General features: G+C 63.2%; 20 protein-coding genes. 7 read left to right on the plus strand and 13 right to left on the minus strand.

Annotation, left to right across the window (positions count from 1 at the left end; all coding sequences use genetic code 11):
- Window positions 1-19 precede the first annotated feature (19 nt).
- From ACVWWD_RS11360 to ACVWWD_RS11380, 5 genes are all read left to right on the plus strand, one after another.
- On the plus strand, window positions 20-1,612 hold the full coding sequence (locus ACVWWD_RS11360) for an ABC transporter substrate-binding protein (protein WP_352547591.1): 1,593 nt from the start codon (window positions 20-22) through the stop codon (window positions 1,610-1,612).
- Between the two features lie 50 nt (window positions 1,613-1,662).
- Window positions 1,663-2,670: an ABC transporter permease subunit gene (locus tag ACVWWD_RS11365; protein ID WP_023772593.1), complete on the plus strand. Its 1,008-nt coding sequence runs from the start codon at window positions 1,663-1,665 to the stop codon at window positions 2,668-2,670.
- Between the two features lie 70 nt (window positions 2,671-2,740).
- Window positions 2,741-3,595 carry an ABC transporter permease subunit gene (locus ACVWWD_RS11370; RefSeq protein WP_198030214.1) on the plus strand — a complete coding sequence of 285 codons (855 nt, stop codon included), beginning with the start codon at window positions 2,741-2,743 and terminating at the stop codon, window positions 3,593-3,595.
- A gap of 2 nt (window positions 3,596-3,597) precedes the next feature.
- The gene (locus tag ACVWWD_RS11375) at window positions 3,598-4,455 is read left to right on the plus strand and encodes an ABC transporter ATP-binding protein (protein WP_023772595.1); all 858 of its coding nucleotides are present in this window, start codon (window positions 3,598-3,600) and stop codon (window positions 4,453-4,455) included.
- Complete coding sequence (locus ACVWWD_RS11380; protein ID WP_023772596.1) at window positions 4,452-5,282, plus strand: dipeptide ABC transporter ATP-binding protein; 831 nt, start codon at window positions 4,452-4,454, stop codon at window positions 5,280-5,282. Before ACVWWD_RS11375 ends, ACVWWD_RS11380 begins: the two co-directional genes overlap by 4 nt.
- Before the next feature lie 279 nt (window positions 5,283-5,561).
- Here ACVWWD_RS11380 and ACVWWD_RS11385 read toward each other — a convergent pair whose 3' ends face one another.
- A complete protein-coding gene (locus ACVWWD_RS11385; protein ID WP_198019205.1) occupies window positions 5,562-5,867 on the minus strand; it encodes a putative quinol monooxygenase in 306 nt (101 codons plus the stop codon).
- A 67-nt stretch (window positions 5,868-5,934) separates the two neighbouring features.
- Window positions 5,935-6,948, minus strand: a complete 1,014-nt coding sequence (locus ACVWWD_RS11390; RefSeq protein ID WP_352547594.1) for an NADP-dependent oxidoreductase — start codon at window positions 6,946-6,948, stop codon at window positions 5,935-5,937.
- 90 nt (window positions 6,949-7,038) lie between these two features.
- Here ACVWWD_RS11390 and ACVWWD_RS11395 point away from each other — a divergent pair, with 90 nt between their 5' ends.
- A complete protein-coding gene (locus ACVWWD_RS11395; protein ID WP_352547596.1) occupies window positions 7,039-7,959 on the plus strand; it encodes a LysR family transcriptional regulator in 921 nt (306 codons plus the stop codon).
- A 188-nt stretch (window positions 7,960-8,147) separates the two neighbouring features.
- On the opposite strand, the gene ACVWWD_RS11400 is transcribed toward ACVWWD_RS11395, so the two are convergent.
- The 4 genes from ACVWWD_RS11400 to ACVWWD_RS11415 form a co-directional block, all read right to left on the minus strand.
- Window positions 8,148-9,428, minus strand: a complete 1,281-nt coding sequence (locus ACVWWD_RS11400) for a cysteine desulfurase-like protein (protein WP_023772600.1) — start codon at window positions 9,426-9,428, stop codon at window positions 8,148-8,150.
- Window positions 9,429-9,480: 52 nt separating this feature from the next.
- Window positions 9,481-10,155, minus strand: a complete 675-nt coding sequence (locus ACVWWD_RS11405) for an amino acid ABC transporter permease (RefSeq protein ID WP_015314096.1) — start codon at window positions 10,153-10,155, stop codon at window positions 9,481-9,483.
- 163 nt (window positions 10,156-10,318) lie between these two features.
- Complete coding sequence (locus ACVWWD_RS11410) at window positions 10,319-11,116, minus strand: ABC transporter substrate-binding protein (protein ID WP_023772601.1); 798 nt, start codon at window positions 11,114-11,116, stop codon at window positions 10,319-10,321.
- Window positions 11,117-11,546: 430 nt separating this feature from the next.
- A complete protein-coding gene (locus ACVWWD_RS11415) occupies window positions 11,547-12,323 on the minus strand; it encodes an HpcH/HpaI aldolase family protein (protein ID WP_352547601.1) in 777 nt (258 codons plus the stop codon).
- A 121-nt stretch (window positions 12,324-12,444) separates the two neighbouring features.
- Here ACVWWD_RS11415 and ACVWWD_RS11420 point away from each other — a divergent pair, with 121 nt between their 5' ends.
- Entirely contained in the window at window positions 12,445-13,536 is a 1,092-nt protein-coding gene (locus ACVWWD_RS11420) for an LLM class flavin-dependent oxidoreductase (protein ID WP_352547603.1), read from the plus strand.
- A gap of 23 nt (window positions 13,537-13,559) precedes the next feature.
- On the opposite strand, the gene ACVWWD_RS11425 is transcribed toward ACVWWD_RS11420, so the two are convergent.
- From ACVWWD_RS11425 to ACVWWD_RS11455, 7 genes are all read right to left on the minus strand, one after another.
- Complete coding sequence (locus tag ACVWWD_RS11425) at window positions 13,560-13,955, minus strand: RidA family protein (RefSeq protein ID WP_023772605.1); 396 nt, start codon at window positions 13,953-13,955, stop codon at window positions 13,560-13,562.
- A 75-nt stretch (window positions 13,956-14,030) separates the two neighbouring features.
- The gene (locus ACVWWD_RS11430; protein ID WP_352547605.1) at window positions 14,031-15,179 is read right to left on the minus strand and encodes an acyl-CoA dehydrogenase family protein; all 1,149 of its coding nucleotides are present in this window, start codon (window positions 15,177-15,179) and stop codon (window positions 14,031-14,033) included.
- A gap of 237 nt (window positions 15,180-15,416) precedes the next feature.
- Window positions 15,417-16,229 carry an enoyl-CoA hydratase family protein gene (locus ACVWWD_RS11435; protein ID WP_352547607.1) on the minus strand — a complete coding sequence of 271 codons (813 nt, stop codon included), beginning with the start codon at window positions 16,227-16,229 and terminating at the stop codon, window positions 15,417-15,419.
- Window positions 16,226-16,696 carry a MarR family winged helix-turn-helix transcriptional regulator gene (locus tag ACVWWD_RS11440; protein ID WP_023783379.1) on the minus strand — a complete coding sequence of 157 codons (471 nt, stop codon included), beginning with the start codon at window positions 16,694-16,696 and terminating at the stop codon, window positions 16,226-16,228. The genes ACVWWD_RS11435 and ACVWWD_RS11440 overlap by 4 nt, the downstream gene beginning before the upstream one ends.
- On the minus strand, window positions 16,690-17,463 hold the full coding sequence (locus ACVWWD_RS11445; protein WP_023783380.1) for an SDR family NAD(P)-dependent oxidoreductase: 774 nt from the start codon (window positions 17,461-17,463) through the stop codon (window positions 16,690-16,692). Before ACVWWD_RS11445 ends, ACVWWD_RS11440 begins: the two co-directional genes overlap by 7 nt.
- Complete coding sequence (locus ACVWWD_RS11450; RefSeq protein WP_352547610.1) at window positions 17,460-19,754, minus strand: bifunctional salicylyl-CoA 5-hydroxylase/oxidoreductase; 2,295 nt, start codon at window positions 19,752-19,754, stop codon at window positions 17,460-17,462. The genes ACVWWD_RS11445 and ACVWWD_RS11450 overlap by 4 nt, the downstream gene beginning before the upstream one ends.
- 141 nt (window positions 19,755-19,895) lie before the next feature.
- On the minus strand, window positions 19,896-20,495 hold the full coding sequence (locus tag ACVWWD_RS11455; RefSeq protein ID WP_352547612.1) for a VOC family protein: 600 nt from the start codon (window positions 20,493-20,495) through the stop codon (window positions 19,896-19,898).
- Window positions 20,496-20,525 lie beyond the last annotated feature (30 nt).

A 20,525-nucleotide genomic window follows, 5' to 3' on the forward strand; every position in this document is an offset into this window, starting at 1 on the left:
GAACATCAGGGAGTGCTCAATGAAGAAGAAATTGACTTTTGCAGCCGCGTTGCTGGCTGCAAGCGTCCTGGGCGGCGTGGCCAACGCGAAAACTCTGGTCTATTGCGCTGAGGCGTCGCCGGAGGGTTTCGACCCGGCGCCGTATACCGCGGGCCAGACGTTCGACGCGTCCTCGCGTACCGTCTTCAACCGCCTTGTCGAATTCGATCACGGCAAGACCTCGGTCTCGCCCGGTCTGGCGGACAGCTGGACCATTTCCGACGACGGCAAGGAATATACTTTCAAGCTGCGCAAGGGCGTCAAGTTCGCGCCCACCGACTACTTCACCCCGACCCGCGACCTGAACGCCGACGACGTGGTGTTCTCTTTCGAGCGCCAGGTTGACAAGAATGGCCCCTGGTTCCAGTACATACCGGGCATCGCCTACCAGTATTACAATGACCAGTTCGGTGACAACATCACCAAGGTCGAGAAGGTCGACGACCTGACGGTGAAGTTCAGCCTCAAGGAACCGGCGATCACCTTCATTCCGACGCTGGGCATGGATTTCGCCTCGATCGTCTCGAAGGAATATGCCGACAAGCTGCAGGCCGACAAGACGCCTGAACTGTTCAACCAGAAGCCGGTCGGCACTGGGCCGTTCATCTTCGTCGACTACCAGACCGACGCCGCCATCCGCTACAAGGCCAACCCGGACTATTGGGGCGGCAAGCAGAAGATCGACGATCTGGTCTTCGCCATCACCACCGATCCGGCGGTGCGCGCGCAGAAGCTGAAGGCCGGCGAATGCAACATCATGTCCTACCCGGCACCGGCCGACATTGCCGGCCTGCAGGCTGATGCGAACCTGACGGTCGCGGAGCAGGAAGGCCTCAACGTCGGCGCGCTGATGTACAACACCCAGCAGAAGCCGTTCGACGACGTGCGTGTCCGCAAGGCGCTCAACATGGCCATCAACAAGAAGGCCATCATCGACGCCGTGTTCCAGGGCGCCGGCCAGGTGGCGATCAACCCGATCCCGCCGACCATGTGGTCCTACAACAAGGACGTGAAGGACGACCCGTACGATCCGGACGCGGCCAAGAAGATGCTTGATGAGGCCGGCGTCAAGGACCTCAAGATGAACGTCTGGGCGATGCCCGTCTCGCGTCCGTACATGCCGAACGCGCGCCGCACCGCCGAGCTGATCCAGGCGGACTTCGCAAAGGTCGGCGTCACCGTCAACATCGTCAGCTACGATTGGGGTGAATACCTCAAGCGCGCTTCCGCGGTCGATCACGACGGCGCCGTCATCGTTGGCTGGACCGGCGACAATGGCGATCCGGACAACTTCCTCGGCGTGCTCCTGAGCTGCGCTTCCGTCGGTTCGAACAACCGCGCGGAATGGTGCAACAAGGACTTCGATGCGCTCATCAACAAGGCCAAGACGGTTTCCGACCAGGCCGAGCGCACCAAGCTCTACGAACAGGCACAGGTCATCTTCAAGGAGCAGGCACCGTGGGCGACGCTCGCCCACTCCAAGGTGTTCATGCCGATGCAGAAGACCGTCTCCGGCTTTGCGATGGATCCGCTCGGTATCCATCGCTTTGACGGCGTCGATATCGCCGAATAAGGTTCGCGAAACGGGGCTGCGCCACAAGGCGCCGCCCCACCTCGCCCGCCATGCTGCGTTATATCCTCGGCAAGCTCGCCCTCATCATCCCGACCTTCATCGGGATAACCATCCTCGCTTTCGGCTTCGTGCGCATCCTGCCCGGTGATCCGGTGCTGGTGCTTGCGGGCGAACGTGGCCTGTCGCCCGAACGCCATACGGCGCTGATGCACCAGTTCGGGTTCGACCTGCCGATCTGGCAACAGTATCTGACCTATCTGACCAATATCCTCGGCGGCGATTTCGGCACCTCGTTTTCAACCAAGACGCCGGTGCTCAAGGATTTCCTGGTGCGGTTCCCGGCCACGGTCGAACTCGCCATCTTCGCCATGGTCTTCGCCGTCGTCCTCGGTGTCGCCTTCGGCATTTTCGCCGCCATCCGCCGCGGCTCCTGGTTCGATCAGCTGACCATGGGCACCGCGCTCGCCGGCTATTCCATGCCAATCTTCTGGTGGGGGCTGCTGCTGATCATCGTGTTTTCCGGCACGCTGCACTGGACGCCGGTCTCGGGCCGCATCGACCTTCTCTACTTCTTCAAGCCGGTGACCGGCTTCATGACCATCGATTCCCTCATCTCGGGCCAGAAGGGCGCCTTCCGCTCGGCGGTGTCGCATCTCATCTTGCCCACCATCGTGCTCGGCACCATTCCGCTGGCGGTCATCGCCAGGCAGACCCGCTCGGCCATGCTCGAAGTGCTGGGCGAGGATTATGTGCGCACCGCGCGCGCCAAGGGGCTGGCGCCGCGGCGCGTCATCGGCCTGCATGCCTTCCGCAACGCGCTGATCCCGGTCGTCACCACGATCGGCCTGCAGGTCGGCACGCTGTTGACCGGCGCCATCCTGACCGAGAGCATCTTTTCGTGGCCGGGCATCGGCAAGTGGATGATCGACGCCATTTCCAAGCGCGACTATTTCACCGTTCAGGGCGGGTTGCTTTTGATCGCGCTGATCGTCATGTCGGTGAACCTTATCGTCGACGTGCTCTATGCCGTCATCAACCCGCGCATCCGGGCGAATTGACATGACCAACGAAGGCCCAGCCACCGTCGAAGCCGCGACCGTCGTCAAGCCGCAGGATGCGCGGCTGCAGATGTTCGCCGAATTCTGGCACTATTTCTCGATCAACAAGGGCGCGGTGATCGGCCTCTTCGTCTTCGCCCTGCTGATCCTGATCGCCATCTTCGCGCCGTTGCTCGCTCCGCATTCGCCTGACGACCAGTTCCGCGACTTCTTCCTGACGCCGCCGGCCTGGCAGGCGGGTGGCAACGCGCAATTCCTGCTCGGCACCGACGCCGTCGGCCGCGATATGCTTTCGCGCCTGATCTACGGCTCGCGCTTCTCGCTCGCCATCGGCTTCGTCGTCGTCACCACGGCGCTGATCTCCGGCGTCGTCCTCGGTTTGCTCGCCGGCTACTGCCGTGGCTGGGTCGACACGCTGATCATGCGCATCATGGACATCATCCTGGCTTTCCCGTCGCTGTTGCTGGCCCTGGTGCTGGTCGCGGTGCTCGGCCCTGGCCTCGTCAATGCCATGATCGCCATCGCCTTCGTGCTGCAGCCGCACTTCGCCCGGCTCACCCGCGCGGCCGTGATGGCGGAGAAGACCCGCGAATATGTAGTCTCGGCCAAGGTCGCCGGGGCCAGCCATCTCCGGCTGATGCTGGTCACCATCCTGCCCAACTGCATCGCTCCGCTGATCGTGCAGGCGACGCTGTCCTTCTCCAATGCCATCCTCGAGGCGGCAGCCCTCGGCTTCCTTGGCATGGGGGCGCAGCCGCCGACGCCGGAATGGGGCACCATGCTTGCCGAAGCTCGCGAGTTCATCCTGCGCGCCTGGTGGGTGGTGACCTTCCCCGGACTCGCCATCCTGATCACCGTCTTTGCCATCAACCTGATCGGCGACGGCCTGCGCGACGCGCTCGACCCCAAGCTGAAGAGGTCGTGAGCATGTCCCTGCTCGAGATCAAGAATCTCACCGTTTCCTTCGACACCGCCGCCGGACCGTTCATGGCCGTGCAAGGCATAGACCTTTCGGTCGAGCCGCGCGAGGTGCTGGCGATCGTCGGCGAGTCAGGCTCCGGCAAGTCGGTCTCGATGCTGGCGGTGATGGGGCTGTTGCCCAACACCGCGACGGTCAAGGCCGACCGCATGGCTTTCGACGGCGTCGACCTGCTGAAGCTCAGCCCGTCCGAACGCCGCAAGATCGTCGGCAAGGACATCTCGATGATCTTCCAGGAGCCGATCGCCAGCCTCAACCCATGCTTCACAGTCGGCTTCCAGATCGAGGAAGTGTTGCGCTTCCACATGGGCATGGATCGCGCCCAGCGCCGGGCGCGCGCCATCGAGCTGATGAAACTGGTCGGCATTGCCGATCCGGAAGAACGGCTGAGCTCGTTTCCGCACCAGATGTCCGGCGGCCAGTGCCAGCGCGTCATGATCGCGATCGCCATCGCCTGCAATCCGAAGCTTCTGATCGCCGACGAGCCGACCACCGCGCTCGACGTCACCATCCAGAAGCAGATCCTCGATCTTCTGGTCTCGCTGCAGGCGAAATACGGCATGGGCCTGATCATGATCACCCACAATATGGGCGTCGTGGCCGAGACCGCCGACCGCGTCATCGTCCAGTACAAGGGCCGCAAGATGGAAGAGGCCGACGTGCTGTCGCTGTTTGAATCGCCGAAAAGCAATTACACGCGCGCATTGCTGTCGGCGCTGCCGGAAAACGCAATCGGCGACCGGCTGCCGACTGTGTCCGACATGCTGTTCGAGCCTGCCCCCTCGGCCGCGGGAGCCTCCGCATGAGCACCACGGTTCTCGAAGGCAAGAACATCGTTCGCGACTACCATATCGGCGGCGGCCTGTTCACGGGACCGCGCACCGTGCATGCCGTCAAGGGCGTCTCCTTCACGGTGGACAAGGGCAAGACGCTGGCCATCGTCGGCGAAAGCGGCTGCGGCAAGTCCACGCTCGCCCGCATCATCACCTTGATCGATCCCGCGACTTCGGGCGAGCTGTTCATCGACGGCAACAAGGTCGACATCGCCAAAGGTGGATTGACGAAGGAGATGCGCCGCAAGGTGCAGATCGTCTTCCAGAACCCTTACGGATCGCTCAATCCGCGCCAGAAGATCGGCGATGTGCTGGGCGAACCGCTGCTCATCAACACCGACAAGCCGGCCGCCGAACGGCGCGACCTCGCCATGAAGATGCTGAAGAAGGTCGGTCTCGGTCACGAGCACTATAATCGCTATCCGCACATGTTCTCGGGCGGCCAACGCCAACGCATCGCCATTGCCCGTGCGCTGATGCTGAACCCCAGCCTGCTGGTGCTCGACGAGCCGGTCTCGGCGCTCGATCTCTCGGTGCAGGCGCAGGTGCTCAACCTGCTCGCCGACCTGCAGGACGAGTTCCAGCTGACCTACGTCTTCATCAGCCACGATTTGTCCGTGGTGCGCTACATCGCCGACGATGTGATGGTCATGTATTTCGGCGAGGCCGTCGAATACGGCTCGCGCGACGAGGTCTTCGCCGACCCCAAGCACAGCTACACCAAGACGCTGTTCGCCGCGACGCCACGCGCCGACGTTGCGTCGATCAAGGCGCGGCTGGCGAAGAAGAAGGCCGCCTAGAGTCAAAAGCCAACTGCTCTGAACGGCCGAGTTTACCCCAAAGACGACTTACATCCGCCAAGACCTGGACGATCGCTTTTCGCCTGATTTCATTTGTTGGCGCGACCCGAGACAAATTCTAGAAGCAGCCGGTCCGCTTAGCCGGCCGGAATGTCCATGACGGCGTGGTGAGCGGTCCGGCAGCTATCAGGACAAGAGCTGTCGATAGCTGCCGTCCACTGCGCCGGTTGCGAGCGCAGATATGCCGACGATCCGACTGCCGCTCACCGGCGTACTTTGCTACTCGTCCATCAGGCCACGTTCACGCAGCACGTCGTATTTGAGAATTTCACCCCTGATGGTATCGCCCCATCGACCAACGAACGCCATCGTGTCGGTAGCATGGAGATGTGCAGTGAGTGCGGCCTGGTCTCTCCACCGCTCGGCGATCAGGAGGCGACCGGCAAGCGGATCGTCCACAGCCGCGTCATAGGAAAGATTTCCGTCCCGCTGCCGGGTAGCTATCGCGAGGTTCTGGAGATCCTGGACAAACTCGGCGACCGACGAGGGCTCGACGTACATATAGCCGGTAACAATCAGCATCATGGGTTACCTTGATGGATCCCGCTCGACCGTCTGCACTTCCGACGATCGGGCGGCTGAAAGCAACCAATCAAACGGCCAGCACGATCTTGCCTTGAATACTGCCGTCGCCGGCCCGCTCATGCGCGCGCGATGCCTCGGCCAGCGGGAATGTGCTGTCGATGACGACTCGCACAATGCCGTCGTCGAGCAGGCGGGCGGCTTTTGCCAACTGCGCGCCATTGGATCGAACCTGTGTGGACGAGACCGTGATCCTCAGCTTCTCTGCCTCCTCGTGACCAGCGAAGCCCAGCGGGTTGACCAGGAACAGCGTGCCGCCCGGCTTCAGAACATGGAAGAAGCGCTCCATGTCCGCGCCGCCCACCGCGTCGAGGACGAGGTCGACGTCTCGGACGACATCGTCCGCCGCGGTTGTCTTGTAGTCGATGAACTGATCCACGCCGAGATCGCGCATCAGCGCCTCGTTCTTGGCTGATGCCACCGCGATGACGCGAGCCCCCCGCCATTTCGCCAACTGGACGGCCAGATGCCCGACGCCGCCTCCGGCACCGTTGATGAGCACCGTCTTGCCGTCGAGGGGCACCGGCTCGTGCCGGGAGGGCTGGAACGGATTTGGCTCATCGTGGCCAAGTTCGATCAAGAGCTGCCATGCTGTCAGAAGCGACATCGGCGCGCCGGCCGCATGAATATGGTCGATGCCGGCTGGTTTCAACGCAACATGCGATGCCGGCACACTGACATAATGCGCGTAGGCATTGCTACCCGTCATCAGGTCATCGGGGAAGCGAACCATTGCATAGACCTCGTCGCCGATGCTGAACTCAGCGACCTCGGCGCCAACCGCTTCAATGACGCCCGAAACGTCCGTGCCGAGAATCAGTGGGAAGGACGGGTTGGGCCGCCATTGTGGCGGCAGCGCGCGATAGCCGTCCCGCAGATACCAGTCGGGCGGATTAAGCCCCGCCGCCTGGACGCGAACAAGCACCTCGCCGGGCTTCACATCCGGCCTCAGCGCGTCTTCGTACACCAGCACCTCGGGACCACCGAATGCGTGCAGACGGACTGCCTTCATCTTATCGCTCATTGATCAAATCTCCGCTCACCTGTCATTGGAACGAATCTAGTGGCGGCACTTCCGGTTGATAATCGGTGCCGATGGCACTTAAGTAATGCCATGGCGGAACATATTACGTTGGATCGGCTCACTGGCATCATCGCCTTCGCGCGTGCCGGATCGCTGGGCAGCTACACGGCAGCGGCGCGCGCGCTGTCGATTTCCCCGTCCGCGGTCAGCAAGAGCGTTCAGCGGCTCGAGCGGCATTTGGGGGTGTCGCTGTTTACCCGTTCGACGCGCTCGCTCACCTTCACGCCAGAGGGGCGCGACCTGCATGAGCGCGCGCTGCGTCTGCTACGCGAGGCGGAGGAAATCGAGCAGACGGCAATGACCGCGCGCTCCGAACCATCGGGCACGTTGCGCGTGGCCGCGTCGCTGCCGATCGGACTCCACGTGATCGCTCCCGCTTTACCGGCTTTCCGCCGGCTCCATCCGAACCTGGTCGTCGACCTCAGGCTGGGTGACCAGATGGTGGACATGATTGAGGAAGGCATCGATGTCGCCGTACGCATCGGTGATCTGGCTGACACCCGGCTACTATCACGCAAGCTCGCACCACATCGGCTTTGCTGCTTCGCATCGCCAGTCTATCTCGAGGAACGCGGCACCCCGACCCATCCTGATCACTTGGGAGGGCATGACACCGTCAATCTTCGCTATCAGAGCACAGGCCAGACCTTTCGCTGGCCCTTCCGGATTGGCGACCGTGAAATCGAGATTGTGCCCAATTCCGGTGTGGTCGCTGATGCCAGCGATGCCGTGCTCATCATGCTGGCAGCCGGCGGTGGGATAGGCATAGGCGCTTCCTTTATGGCGGCTCCCTATGTGAAGCGCGGCGAACTGGTCCCCGTGCTGTCCACGTTCGCGGTCGAGCGAAATAACGTGACCGTGCTCTGGCCGGCAAGCCGACGCGCTAACCCTGCCGTGCGCGCCTTTCTGACCATGCTCGACTCCGCTTTCACGCTGCGAATGACAGTTTGAGGCATCGACTGATCTGCCGCGGAAGGGCCGCTTGTGGGTCGTCAGCGGCCGTTGGATTCCGGCCAGTCGAACGGCAGCTTTCTCCAGCCGTTAACCCAAAGGCGGACTGTCGCTTGTCGGCCGTTCCCGCCGTTCCGAAACGCATATCCGAATGGCCGCTCCCAGCCCCTTCCTGGACTGGACGTCGATCACGAAAGCCTGGCTATGATTTGCCGCAAAGCCTCGCCGAACTTGTGGATCTCCTCGACCGTGTTGTAGTGCACCAGCGAGGCGCGGATGGCGCCGCTGTCCATGCTGAGGTTGAGGCGCTTCATCAGCCGCGGCGCGTACATGTGGCCGTCGCGGATGCCGATCTGCATCTCGGCCATGTCCTCGACGATCCGCTGCGGCGACAGCTTGCCGATGTTGAAGCAGAAGGTCGGCACGCGCTCGTTGATGCGGGCTTCGTCGGCAACGCCATAGATCGTCGCTCCGCAATCCCTGAGCACGCCAAGCATCTCGCGCGCCAGCACCAGCTCGTAGTCGCGGATGGCGCCCATGCCGGCGACGATGTTTTCGCGCCGTGAGCGATTGTTGGAGGGCGCCAGATTGCGGCCGATCAGTTCCAGATATTGCACGGCGGCGTCCATGCCCGACACGTTCTCGTAGATGAAGGTGCCCGCCTCGACCTTGTAGGGCGGTTCGTCCGGAATGAAATCCTCGCGGAAGGTCGGCAGCCGCTTCAGCGTCTCGAAGCGGCCCCACAGGAAGCCCATGTGCGGCGAGAAATTCTTGTAGCCGGAGCAGACGAGATAATCGCAACCCCAGGCTTGTACGTCGATCAGCCCATGCGGCCCGTAATGCACGCAATCGAGGAACACTTCGGCGCCGGCGGCATGGGCGATTTGCGCGACCGACGCGACGTCGACGATCGAACCGATCGAGTGCGCCGTCACCGTGCAGGCGACCAGCCGAGTGCGGTCCGAAACCAGCGGCTTGAGATCGTCGACATGCAGATTGCCATCTTCACGCATGCGCCACCACTTGAATTTGGCGCCGGCCGATTCCAGCGCCAGCCAAGTCGCGATGTTGGCGTCGTGGTCCATGTCGGTGATGACGATCTCGTCGCGTTCAGAAAGCATCTGGCCGATGCCGAGGCTGACGAGGCGGATGAAGGAGGTGGCGTTCATGCCGAAGCAGATTTCCGCCGGGCTGAAGGCGTTGATCAGCAGCGCAACGCTTGTCCGCGCATCGGCGACCGACTCGTCGACGGTGACGCTGCGGCCGTAACGGCCGCCGCGCTGCACATTGTGCGAGATCAGATGGTTGGTCACCGCGTCGAGCACGCTCTGCGGAATCTGCGCACCGGCGGCGTTGTCCATGAAGATGAAATCACCGGCCCGCTGCAGGGCAGGGAACATGGCGCGGATTCTTTCAACAGGGAACGCGCCGGACGTGCCGGTCGCACTGGCGGCTTGATGTTTGTTCATGGTCGTCTCCTGCGAAGTTCTCTGTAGATGGGAAATTGTAGGCGCGGCGCGGTCAGCGCGTCTTCTCGGTTTTGAAACGGGCTTCAAGCAGGCTGACGAGACGAACCATCGGCCAAAGGAAGATGAGATAGACCAGTGCCGCGCCGATCAGCGGCGAGGGGTTGGCATAGAGCGACTGCGCGTTGGTCGCTTCCTTGAGCAGCTCCGGCAGCGCCACGGTAGAGGCCAGCGACGTGTCCTTGAACATCGAGACGCAGTTGCTGGTCATCGGCGGGATGACGACGCGCACCGCCTGCGGCAGCACCACCTTGCGCAAGGTCAAAAGGAACGGCAGGCCAAGCGCCTGCGCCGCCTCGAACTGGCCGCGCGGAATGCTCTCTATGCCGGAGCGGAACACCTCCGCCGAATAGGCCGACATGATGATGGCGAAGGCGGTCACCGCCGACGCCCAGGACGACAGGCGAATGCCGAGGAAGGGCAAGGCATAATAGATCAGGATCAGCACAACCAGCACCGGCAGGGCGCGGAAGATATCGGTATAACCGACCGCCAGCCAGCGCAGCGGCTTCGGCGCATAGAGCCGCAACAGGCTGATCACTAGGCCGATGGGAATGCCGATGCCGATGCTGAGCAGGCCGAGCAGAAGCGTGTTCAGGAAGCCGCGCAGCAACGCCGGCAGGCTCGACGCGATGACGTCGGCGTTGAAGAAAGTGTCGATCAGCGACATCAGGGCATTCCCGAACGGTGTTGCGTCATCTGACGCCAGAGCCCGACCCGGAACATCAAGATCGGCTTTGCCGAACGGATGCCGGTCCCGGGAAGGTTATGCGTGAAAAACGGGACGTGCCGACCCCTTGGGGCCGGCACGCCTTCCGTCCGTTGGCCGCCGCTCAGGCCTTGGGCAGCGGCATTTCCTTGACGGTCGAGGAATCGGCCGGGGCGTCGCTGCCGAACCACTTTTTGTGGATCGCGGCCAACGTGCCGTCCTTCTTCATCGCCGTCAGCGCGTCGTTGAGTTTGCCGAGCAGCGGATGATCCTTGGTCATCATCAGGCCGTACTGCTCGCCGGTCTTGATGCGCTGCTTGACCTTCAGGTCCTTCATCTTGGTGAAGGAATATTCCATGCCGGGAATGTCGCTGACGGCGGCATCGATACGGCCGGCGCTAAGGTCGAGCAAAAGGTTCTGCTGCGTGTCATAGCCCTTCACGTCGCTGAAGCCGTCGGCTTCCTGATGCGCCTTGACCCAGGTCTCGCCGGTCGAGCCCGAGAGCACGCCGACGATCTTGCCCTTGAGGTCCGCCTCGGCGTTGACCGCGCTGTCGGTCTTGGTCGCGATGCCCATGTCGGAATCATAATAGGGCTGGGTGAACGACTGCGACTTCAGCCGCTCCGGCGTGATGGTGATCGAAGAGATGGCGACGTCGATGCGCTTGGAGGTGGTCGCGGCGAACAATGCCTGAAAGCCGAGATCGGCGATGTCGGTGGTCATGCCGGCGCGCTTGGCCGCCTCGTTGACGATGTCGACTTCGAAACCCTCGAAGGTGCCGCTCTCGTTCTTGTATTCGAAGGGCGGATTGGTCGGGTAGGCGCCGACATTCAGCACATCGGCGGCATAGGCGGTTGCCGGTCCGGCCGCGATGCCGATTGCCGCGGCGACGAGGATGAGATTGCGACGGTTGAGCTTCATTGGTGGTCCCTCTGGGGTGTTCCCTCTGGTTGTTGATCGGGCGGGCTGGCCCGCACGGTTTCTTGCCGTCCCGCCTCCCAGCGGGGCGTCAATTCATGGTGGCGGCCATGCGGCTCGAGCGCGGCCGCGATTTTGTCGCGGTCGTATACGCATTCACGCGCGAAGGGTTTGCGATGATCTCGATATGAAGGTCGTGGATCTGAGCGCGCGCATCATGGAAAGCGTAGCGCGCGCTGGACGATGATTGGGGCTGCACAAACGACAAGGACTGAAACCCCTCCCACCCGGAGCACCATGATGACTGCCCGTAAAGCCCTCCAGGCCGACAGCCGCCATCCATCCTGAATGCTTATCCAAAGCGCGGCGCTTTTCAAGGCAAAAGTTTTAAGCTTAAAAAGTTTCCTGGCTTGATCGCTTGCGCAACCGGGCGCTAGCGCGGTTCCTCCCGCGCCAGTTCGGCCCGGGCGCCGGCATAATTGGCCGCGGCGCCCGCACCCAGGAAAATCGTGTCGCTGGCCAGGACGAAGAAGCTGGCGCCGATTGCCGCCCATTGGCCGATGGCCTGCGGGTTGGCGCAGAATATGCCGGAGATTTTGTTGTGCGCGATCGTCACGCCGATGATCCTGCGGATCGCGTCGGCGAGCTTGTCGGCGCCCTTCGGTCCGATCGCATCGATCGACACGGAGAGATCGCCGGGGCCGACGAAGATCACGTCGACGCCGTCGACATCAGCGATCGCCTCGATGTTGGCCAATCCCTCGGCGGTCTCGACCTGGACCGCCACGACGATCCTGTCATTGGCGCCGGCTAGATATTCGGGAATGCGATAGCCATAACCGGCCGCACGGCCGGGTCCGACGCCGCGCTCGCCCCGTGGCGGATAGCGGGATGCTTTCACCGCCATTGCCGCCTGTGCCGGTGTCGAGACGCGTGGCACCAGCACACCTTGCGCGCCGCTGTCCAGCGCCGCCTGGATTGCTTCGGGCGACAGGCCGGGAACGCGCACCATCGCCGGCACGCGGTGGACGTCGGCGGCGCGCACCATGGTCTCGATAATGTCGCGCGATATCTGGGCATGCTCCCAGTCGATGCAGAGAAAGTCGAGGCCGGACATCGCCATCACTTCGACCGCGACGGGGTGAGGAATGGCAGCGAAGGAGCCGACGAGGTTGGCCTTGCCGATGCAATTCTGGCGGAACTCGCTCATCCGTATCCCTTTTCTCATCCCGCCAAATTCATATCGGCACACCGGCGCAGGGCGAAGCTATTTCATGCTTGAAATATTTGCGCGGAGCCGTAGCGTGCGATCTTCGCCGGGAGGTCGCGACATGAACAAAGCACATCCGCTGCACGGCTCCAACAAACTGAAGCTTGGCGTCTTCTCGACCAACGCCGATGGTGGTCTTGCCATATCGGACGTGCCGGAACGCTGGACGGCGAGCTGGCAGGACAATCTGGCGGCCGCCCGGATCGCCGACCGCGCCGGGCTGGAGTTCATGCTGCCGATCGCGCGCTGGCGTGGCTTTGGCGGCCGCAACAAGGTGCGCGAGCGATCCTTCGAGACCTTCACCTGGGCGGCGGCACTCAGCATGGCCACCGACCGGATCGGCCTGTTCATGACCGTGCACGTGCCGCTGGTGCATCCGCTCTATGCCGCCAAGGCGCTGGCGACGGTCGACCACATCAGCCAAGGCCGCGCCGGCTTGAACGTCGTCTGCGGCTGGAACCCGAAGGAATTCGGCATGTTTGGCACGCCGTTGGTCGAGAAGGGCTACGACCAGGCGGCCGAATGGGTCGAGATCCTCGAGAAACTCTATGCATCGGCGGACCCGCTCGACTACGAAGGCACCTATTATCACCTCAAGGATGCGGTCAGCAGGCCGGCCAGCCTGCAGGTTCCGCGCCCAGTGACCATGAACGCCGCTTTCGGCGGCCCGGGCCGCGATTTCGCCGCCGCCAGATGCGATTATCTGTTCACGACCTTTTCCGAGATGGCCGATGCCGGCAAGCATGTCGCCGACATCAGCGAGCGAGCCGACAAGGTTGGCCGCAAGGTCGGCGTCTACACCGTGGCCCATGTCGTCTGCCGCCCGACCATGGAAGAGGCGCAGGCCTATTACAACCGATATGCCGTCGATTTGGCCGATCACGAGGCGGTCGATGCGCATATGGCCGGCAAGAAGGAATTCTCGCAGTCGCACGACCCGCATGCCTATGACCGCTACCGTCAGCGTTTCGCCGGCGGCGCCGGCACCTATCCGCTGGTTGGAACGCCGCGGACGATCGCCGCCGAAATGGCCGCCATTGCCGCGCACGGCTATCAAGGCATCGCCCTGTCCTTCGTCAACTACACCAGGGAATTGCCCTATTTCTGCGACCATGTACTGCCTCTGCTGAGGCAGGCGGGGCTCCGCGAATAATATATTCCGCGAAAACGAATTACTTATTCCGGAATAACGGCGGTCGCCTGGATCTCCACCTTGGCGCGGTCCTCGACCAGCGCCACCACCTGCATGGCGGCCATCGCTGGAAAATGCCGGCCGATCACCTCGCGATAGGCTTCACCGATCCCCTTGAGGTTGCCGAGATATTCTGCCTTGTCGGTAAAATACCAGGTCATTGAGGTGATATGTCGTGGCTCCGCGCCGGCCTCGGCCAGCACCGCGACGATGTTGTGGAGCGTCTGCCGCACCTGGCCGGCGAAATCGTCGGTCTCGAACTGGCATTGCCCGTTCCAGCCGACCTGTCCGCCGACGAAGACGAGCCTGCCGCGCGCCGCCACGCCGTTGGCGTAACCGACCGGTTTTGCCCAGCCTTCCGGCTGCAGGATCTCGTGCATTTCGTCTCTCCGCCTATCCAATATCGGGTCCGCAATATCCGTCTCGAAACATTTCAGTCCGTGGTCACGACCTGTTCAGGCCGCCCCCATCACTTGTCGCGCGATCACCACTTTCTGCACGTCCGATGCGCCCTCGTAGATGCGCAGCGCGCGGATTTCGCGATACAGGCTCTCGACGATATGGCCTTTGCGGACACCATCGCCGCCATGCAGCTGCACGGCTTTGTCGATCACCTCCTGCGCCTTGTCGGTGGCGAACAGCTTGGCCATCGCCGCCTCGCGCGTCACCCGCGCCGCACCCATGTCCTTGGTCCATGCAGCGCGATAGACCAAAAGCGCCGCCGCATCGACGTCGAGCGCCATATCCGCGATGTGTCCCTGCACCATCTGCAGTTCGGCCATCGGCGCCCCGAACAATTTGCGCTCGGCCACGCGTTTGATGCTTTCATCGAGCGCCCGGCGGGCAAAGCCGAGCGCCGCCGCGCCGACCGTCGAGCGGAACACGTCGAGCACCGACATGGAGATGCGAAAACCGTCGCCCGGCCTGCCAATCAGCGCCGAGGTGGGCACGCGGACCTGGTCGAACGAAAGACGCGCCAGTGGATGCGGCGCGATCACTTCGAGGCGTTCCGCGATACCGAGGCCCTCGGCGTTGCCCGACACCAGGAAAGCGGAAAGCCCCTTGGCACCCGGCGCCTCGCCGGTGCGGGCGAAGACGACGTAGAGATCGGCGATACCGCCATTCGAGATCCAGGTTTTTTCGCCCGTGAGAACGTAGCTGTCGCCATCGCGGGTCGCTGTCATCTCCATGTTGGCGACATCAGAGCCAGAGCGCGGCTCGGACAGGGCGAAGGCTGAGATCGCCTTGCCGTCCCGCGTCTTTGAAAGCCATTGCTGCTGCTCCGACGTGCCGAACAGGCTGAGCGCGCCGGTGCCGAGACCTTGCATGGCGAAAGCGAAATCGGCAAGGCCATCGTGGCGGGCCAGCGTCTCGCGCGTGATGCACAGGGCGCGCACGTCGAGTGGCGCCGGGTTGTCCGTATCGAGCGCCGTCGGCTTCAGCCAGCCATCCCTGCCGAGCTTCGCCACCAACTCGAGGCAGGCGGCGTCGACGTCATGGTGGTCGACCGGCAGGTTTTTCGCGCACCAGGCGTCCAGGTGCTCGGCGAGTTCGCGATGGCGGTCTTCGAAGAAGGGCCAGTTGAGGAAGGAACGGTCAGGCATTTGTGCCTCCGCTGTTCTGCAAGGCTTGTGCTCTACTGCGCTCCTCTCTGTCCCGCCGGACATCTCCCCCACGAGGGGGGAGATTGGCAGCTTCGCTGGTGGCGCTTTCTTTGCAACGGTCGTTATTGGCGAAAGCAGAAATTGCATCCAATCTCCCCCCTGGAGTGGGAGATTGCCGGCAGGCCAGAGGGGGGCGCTGTCCTGCCAAGGTGGCCATTTTGATCGAAGAAAACATCCTCAATTCCCCTCGAACACCGGCTTTTCCTTGGCCACGAAAGCCCGATATGCCCGCTCGAAATCCCGCGTCTGCATGCAGATCGCCTGCGCCTGCGCTTCCGCTTCGATCGCCTGTTCGAGGCCCATCGACCATTCCTGGTTGAGCTGCGTCTTGGTGATGCCGTGGGCGAAGGTCGGGCCGGAGACGATGCGGGCCGCCATGTCGAGCGCGTCGGCCTCGAGTACGTCTGCCGCTACCAGCCTGTTGTAAAACCCCCAGCGCTCGCCCTCCGTCGCGGTCATGGTTCGGCCGGTGTAGAGCAATTCGGCGGCGCGGCCCTGGCCGATGATGCGCGGCAGGATCGCGCAGGCGCCCATATCGCAGCCGGCAAGGCCGACGCGGGTGAACAGAAAGGCGGTCTTGGCTTCCGGCGTGGCGATGCGGATATCCGAACTCATCGCGATGATCGCGCCGGCGCCGACCGCCACGCCGTCGACCGCGGCGATGATCGGCTTGCCGCAATTCAGCATCGCCTTGACGAAATCGCCGGTCATGCGGGTGAAGGCCAAGAGCTGCTTCATGTCCATCTTGACCAGTGGGCCGATAATGTCGTGGACATCGCCGCCGGAGCAGAAATTGCCGCCATTGGAGAGGAACACCACGGCGTCGACGTCGTCGGCATAGACGAGATCGCGGAACGTGTCGCGCAGCTCGGCATAGCTGTCGAAGGTCAGCGGGTTCTTGCGCTCCGGCCGGTCGAGCCGGACCTTGGCGATCCTGCCCTCGACCTCCCACAGGAAATGCTTCGGCTTGAGGCCGGCCATTGCGGTCATTCGCGTCCCTCCCAGTTGCTGCGGAACGAGGTCAGCATGCCGGTCAGCCGGCGCGCATCCTCCTCGCTGACCTTGCCTAGCAATTCGCCGATCCAGCCCTCATGCGCGGCGGCGATGGTGGCAAAGGACTTCGTACCTTCCTCGGTCAGCCGAACCATCGAGGTGCGGCGGTCGCCATTGCGGCGGGCGCGGGCGACAAGTCCTTCCGAAACCAGCCGGTCGACAATACCGGTGACATTGCCGTTGGACACCAGCAGGAAGCGCGACAGGTCGCTCATCAGCATGCCCTCCGGCGCCCGGTAAAGTGCCGCCATGACGTCGAAACGCGGCAACGTCGTGTCGAATTCCTTCTTCAGGCGCTCGCGCAGTTCGGACTCGATCGTGCGTGAGGCGCGCAGCAGCCTGATCCATAGGCGCAGCCGGTCCTTGCCGGGTCCCGATGGCATCGGCAGGGGGCCGGCTACCATGTTTCACCTCCCGAGATAGAAATCGCCTGTCCGGTGATCGATTGCGCCGCGTCGCCGCACAGCCAAAGCACGGCTTCGGCAATTTCCCGCGGCTGGATGAAACGGCGTTGCGGATTGGTCGAGGCAAGACTGGCCCGCGCCTGTTCTGCCGAGCGGCCGGTCTTTTCGACGATGCGCTGGATGGACTCCTCCAGCATGTCGGTCTCGACGAAGCCTGGGCACACGGCGTTGACGGTGACGCCGGATTTCGCCGTCTCGGCGGCCAGCGCCCGCATCAGGCCGACGACGCCATGCTTGGCCGCGACGTAGGGCGCCACGTACGCGTAGCCTTTCAGCCCTGCCGTGGAGGCGATGAACACGATGCGGCCCGCCTTGCGCGCGGCCATGCCGGCCAGCGTCGGTTTCACCGTCAGAAAGGCGCCGGTCAGATTGACGTCGAGCGTTCGCTGCCAGTCGGCAAGCGTGGTCTTGTGCGCCGGCGTGCTGCCGGCCATGCCGGCATTGGCGACGACGATATCGAACGGCCCGCGTGCGGCCTCCGCTTGCGCGTAGAGCGCCGCCATCGCCGCCTCATCGGTGACATCGGCGACGATACCATGGATGCGGCCGTTTTCGCCGGCAACCTTGGCGAGTTCAGCTTCGCGGCGCCCACATATGGTCACATCGACACCAGCTCTAGCCAAAGTGAGCGCGATAGCCCGGCCGACGCCGGAGCCGCCGCCGGTGACCAATGCGTGCTTGCCGGGAATCGTGCTCGCGGTCGTCATACTTTCAGTCCCGCCGCCGCATCGCGCTCGGCCAGCCGGTAGATCTGGTCGCGCCCGGGCAGATAGGGATCCGGCCATTTGACGCCACGGTCGCCGAGGGTCACCGCCGCGTGCAATGTCCAGTAGGGATCGGCGAGATGCGGCCGTGCCAGCGCGACCAGATCGGCTCGGCCGGCCATCAGGATCGAATTGACGTGGTCCGGCTCGTAGATGTTGCCCACCGCCATCGTTGCCATGCCGACCTCGTTGCGGATGCGGTCCGAGAATGGCGTCTGGAACATGCGGCCATAGACCGGCTTGGCGGCAACCGACGTCTGGCCGGCCGAAACGTCGCAGATGTCGACGCCGGCCTCATGTAGCATCCCAGCGATCTCGACGGCATCTGCCGGCGTCACGCCTTCGATGCCGACCCAGTCATTGGCCGAAATGCGCACCGAGATCGGTTTTCCCGCCGGCCAGGCGGCGCGCACAGCGTGGAAGATTTCGAGGGGATAGCGCATGCGGTTTTCCAGTGAGCCGCCATAGCCGTCCGTGCGCCGGTTGGTGACCGGCGTGATGAAGGACGACAGGAGATAGCCATGCGCGGCATGGATCTCCAGCATGTCGAAGCCGCAGCGATCGGCCATTTCGGCCGAGGCGACGAATTGATCGCGCACCAAATCCATATCGGCGCGATCCATCGCCTTCGGCACCTGATTGTCAGGCGACCACGCGACAGCCGATGCCGCCATCACAGGCCAGTTACCGGAGGCCAGCGGCACGTCGGTGCCTTCCCAACCGACACGGGTCGAACCCTTGGCGCCGGAATGGCCGATCTGGGCGCAGATCTTCGCTTCGGTTTCGGCATGGACGAAGTCGACCAGCCGCCGCCACGCCACCTCATGCTCCGGCGCGTAGAAACCGGGGCAGCCGGGCGTGATGCGCCCTTCCGGGCTGACGCAAGTCATCTCGATATAGACGAGCCCGGCGCCGCCCTTGGCGCGCTCGGCATAATGCGTGAAATGCCAGTCGGTCGGGCAGCCGTCGACGGCCTTGTACTGCGCCATCGGCGAGACGACGACGCGGTTTTGCAGCCGCATGTCGCGCAGCTTGAACGGCGCGAACATCGGCGCCCGGCGCAGCCTGTTGCCACCGGCACCCGCCTGGCGCTGAAACCATTCTTCGGCGCTGCCCAGCCATTCGGCATCGCGCAGCCGCAGATTCTCGTGGCTGATGCGCTGCGAACGGGTCAGCAGCGAATAGTTGAACTGCACCGGATCAAGGCCGAGATAGCGCTCGACTTCCTCGAACCATTCGAGCGAATTGCGCGCCGCCGATTGCAGCTTCAGCACCTCGGTGCGGCGGGCATCCTCATATCTACGGAAGGCGGCCTCGAGGTCCGGCTCGGTCTCGACATACTCGGCCAGCGCCACCGCGCTTTCGAGCGCCAGTTTGGTGCCGGAGCCGATCGAGAAATGCGCCGAGGCCGCGGCGTCGCCCATCAGCGCCAGGTTCTTGTAGGACCAGCGCTCGCACAGCACGCGCGGGAAGTTGATCCAGGCCGAGCCACGGATATGGTTGGCGTTGGTCATCAGCGCGTGGCCGCCAAGATGCTTGGCAAAGATGCGCTCGCACACCGCGATGGACTCCTGCTGCGACATCGCGCCGAAGCCAAAGGCGGCCCAGGTCTGTTCGCTGCATTCGACGATGAAGGTCGCGGTGTCGCTGTCGAACTGGTAGGCGTGCGCCCATACCCAGCCATGCTCGGTCTTCTCGAAGATAAAGGTGAAGGCGTCGTCGAATTTCTGGTTGGTGCCGAGCCAGACGAACTTGCATTTGCGTGTGTCGATGTCGGGCTTGAACACGTCGACGAAAGCGTTGCGCGCCCTTGAGTTCAGTCCGTCGGCGGCGACGACCAGGTCATGCGTCTCCATATAGGGGCGGGGATCGGCGATGTCGGTTTCGAACATCAGCTTGACGCCGAGTTCGCGCGCGCGGCGCTGCAAGAGGACCAGCAGCCGCTTGCGGCCGATGCCGCAGAAGCCGTGGCCCGACGAGACCGTGCGCACGCCGTCATGGATGACGGCGATGTCGTCCCAATAGGCAAAATGCTTCTTGATCCAGACGGCGCTGACCGGATCATTCCCCGCGAGATTGTCGAGCGTCTCAGCCGACAGGACCACGCCCCAGCCGAACGTGTCGTCGGCGCGGTTGCGCTCGAAAACCGTCACGTCGTGCGCGGCGTCCTTCAGTTTCATCGAAATGGCAAAGTAGAGGCCGGCTGGTCCGCCGCCGAGAACCGCAACCTTCATCCGTGCGATCTCCTCTTCGCTTGCTATGCCTCAGTATCGCGCTGGAGGTAAGATATTTCAAGCTTAAAGTTTTATGTCGAAATGATTATGCGAGCGTGGGTGGCGCGCTTGCCGGGAATCCTGCAAGCGCGCCGCGAGACATCATTTCTCCGGATTTTTCGGGCTCCACAGCACGGTCTCGGCACTCTTCTCATAGGCCATGCCCGAGGGATAGCTGATCGCCTCGAGTTGCAGTCCCCACGGCGCCTGGAAATACAGGATGGTCTGGCCGGCGGCGGGTCCTTCCTTGACCGGCAGCGGCCCCATCCTGGTCTTGACGCCCTTGCCATCGAGATAGGCTTTGGCCGCGGCGACATCGTCGACATAGAAGGCGATGTGAAAGCCGCCAATGTCGCTGTTCTTCGGTGTCAGATTCTTCTGGTCGGGCGCGGTGTATTTGAACAGCTCGATGTTCGATCCATGGCCGCAACGCACCATCGTGACCTGCTCGATGACAGCCTTCGGATCGACGCCGAGCAGGTCCTGCATGAAGGTGCCCTTGTCGTCGGCGAACGGTCCGAACGACATCGCCTTCTTGCAGCCGACGACCTCTGTGAAGAAGTCGACCGCCTGCTTCATGTCGGGAACCGTGATGCCGGTGTGATCGTGGCCGCGCATGCCGGGGATCGAATCCGCCGAGGCGATGCCGGCGCTGCCAAGGATGGCAGCAACGAGCGTTGCAAGTGCGATTGTGGTCTTCATGTCAGTCCTCTCCATTGGCGGGACTTCGTC

The organism is Mesorhizobium sp. URHB0026 (assembly GCF_054059755.1).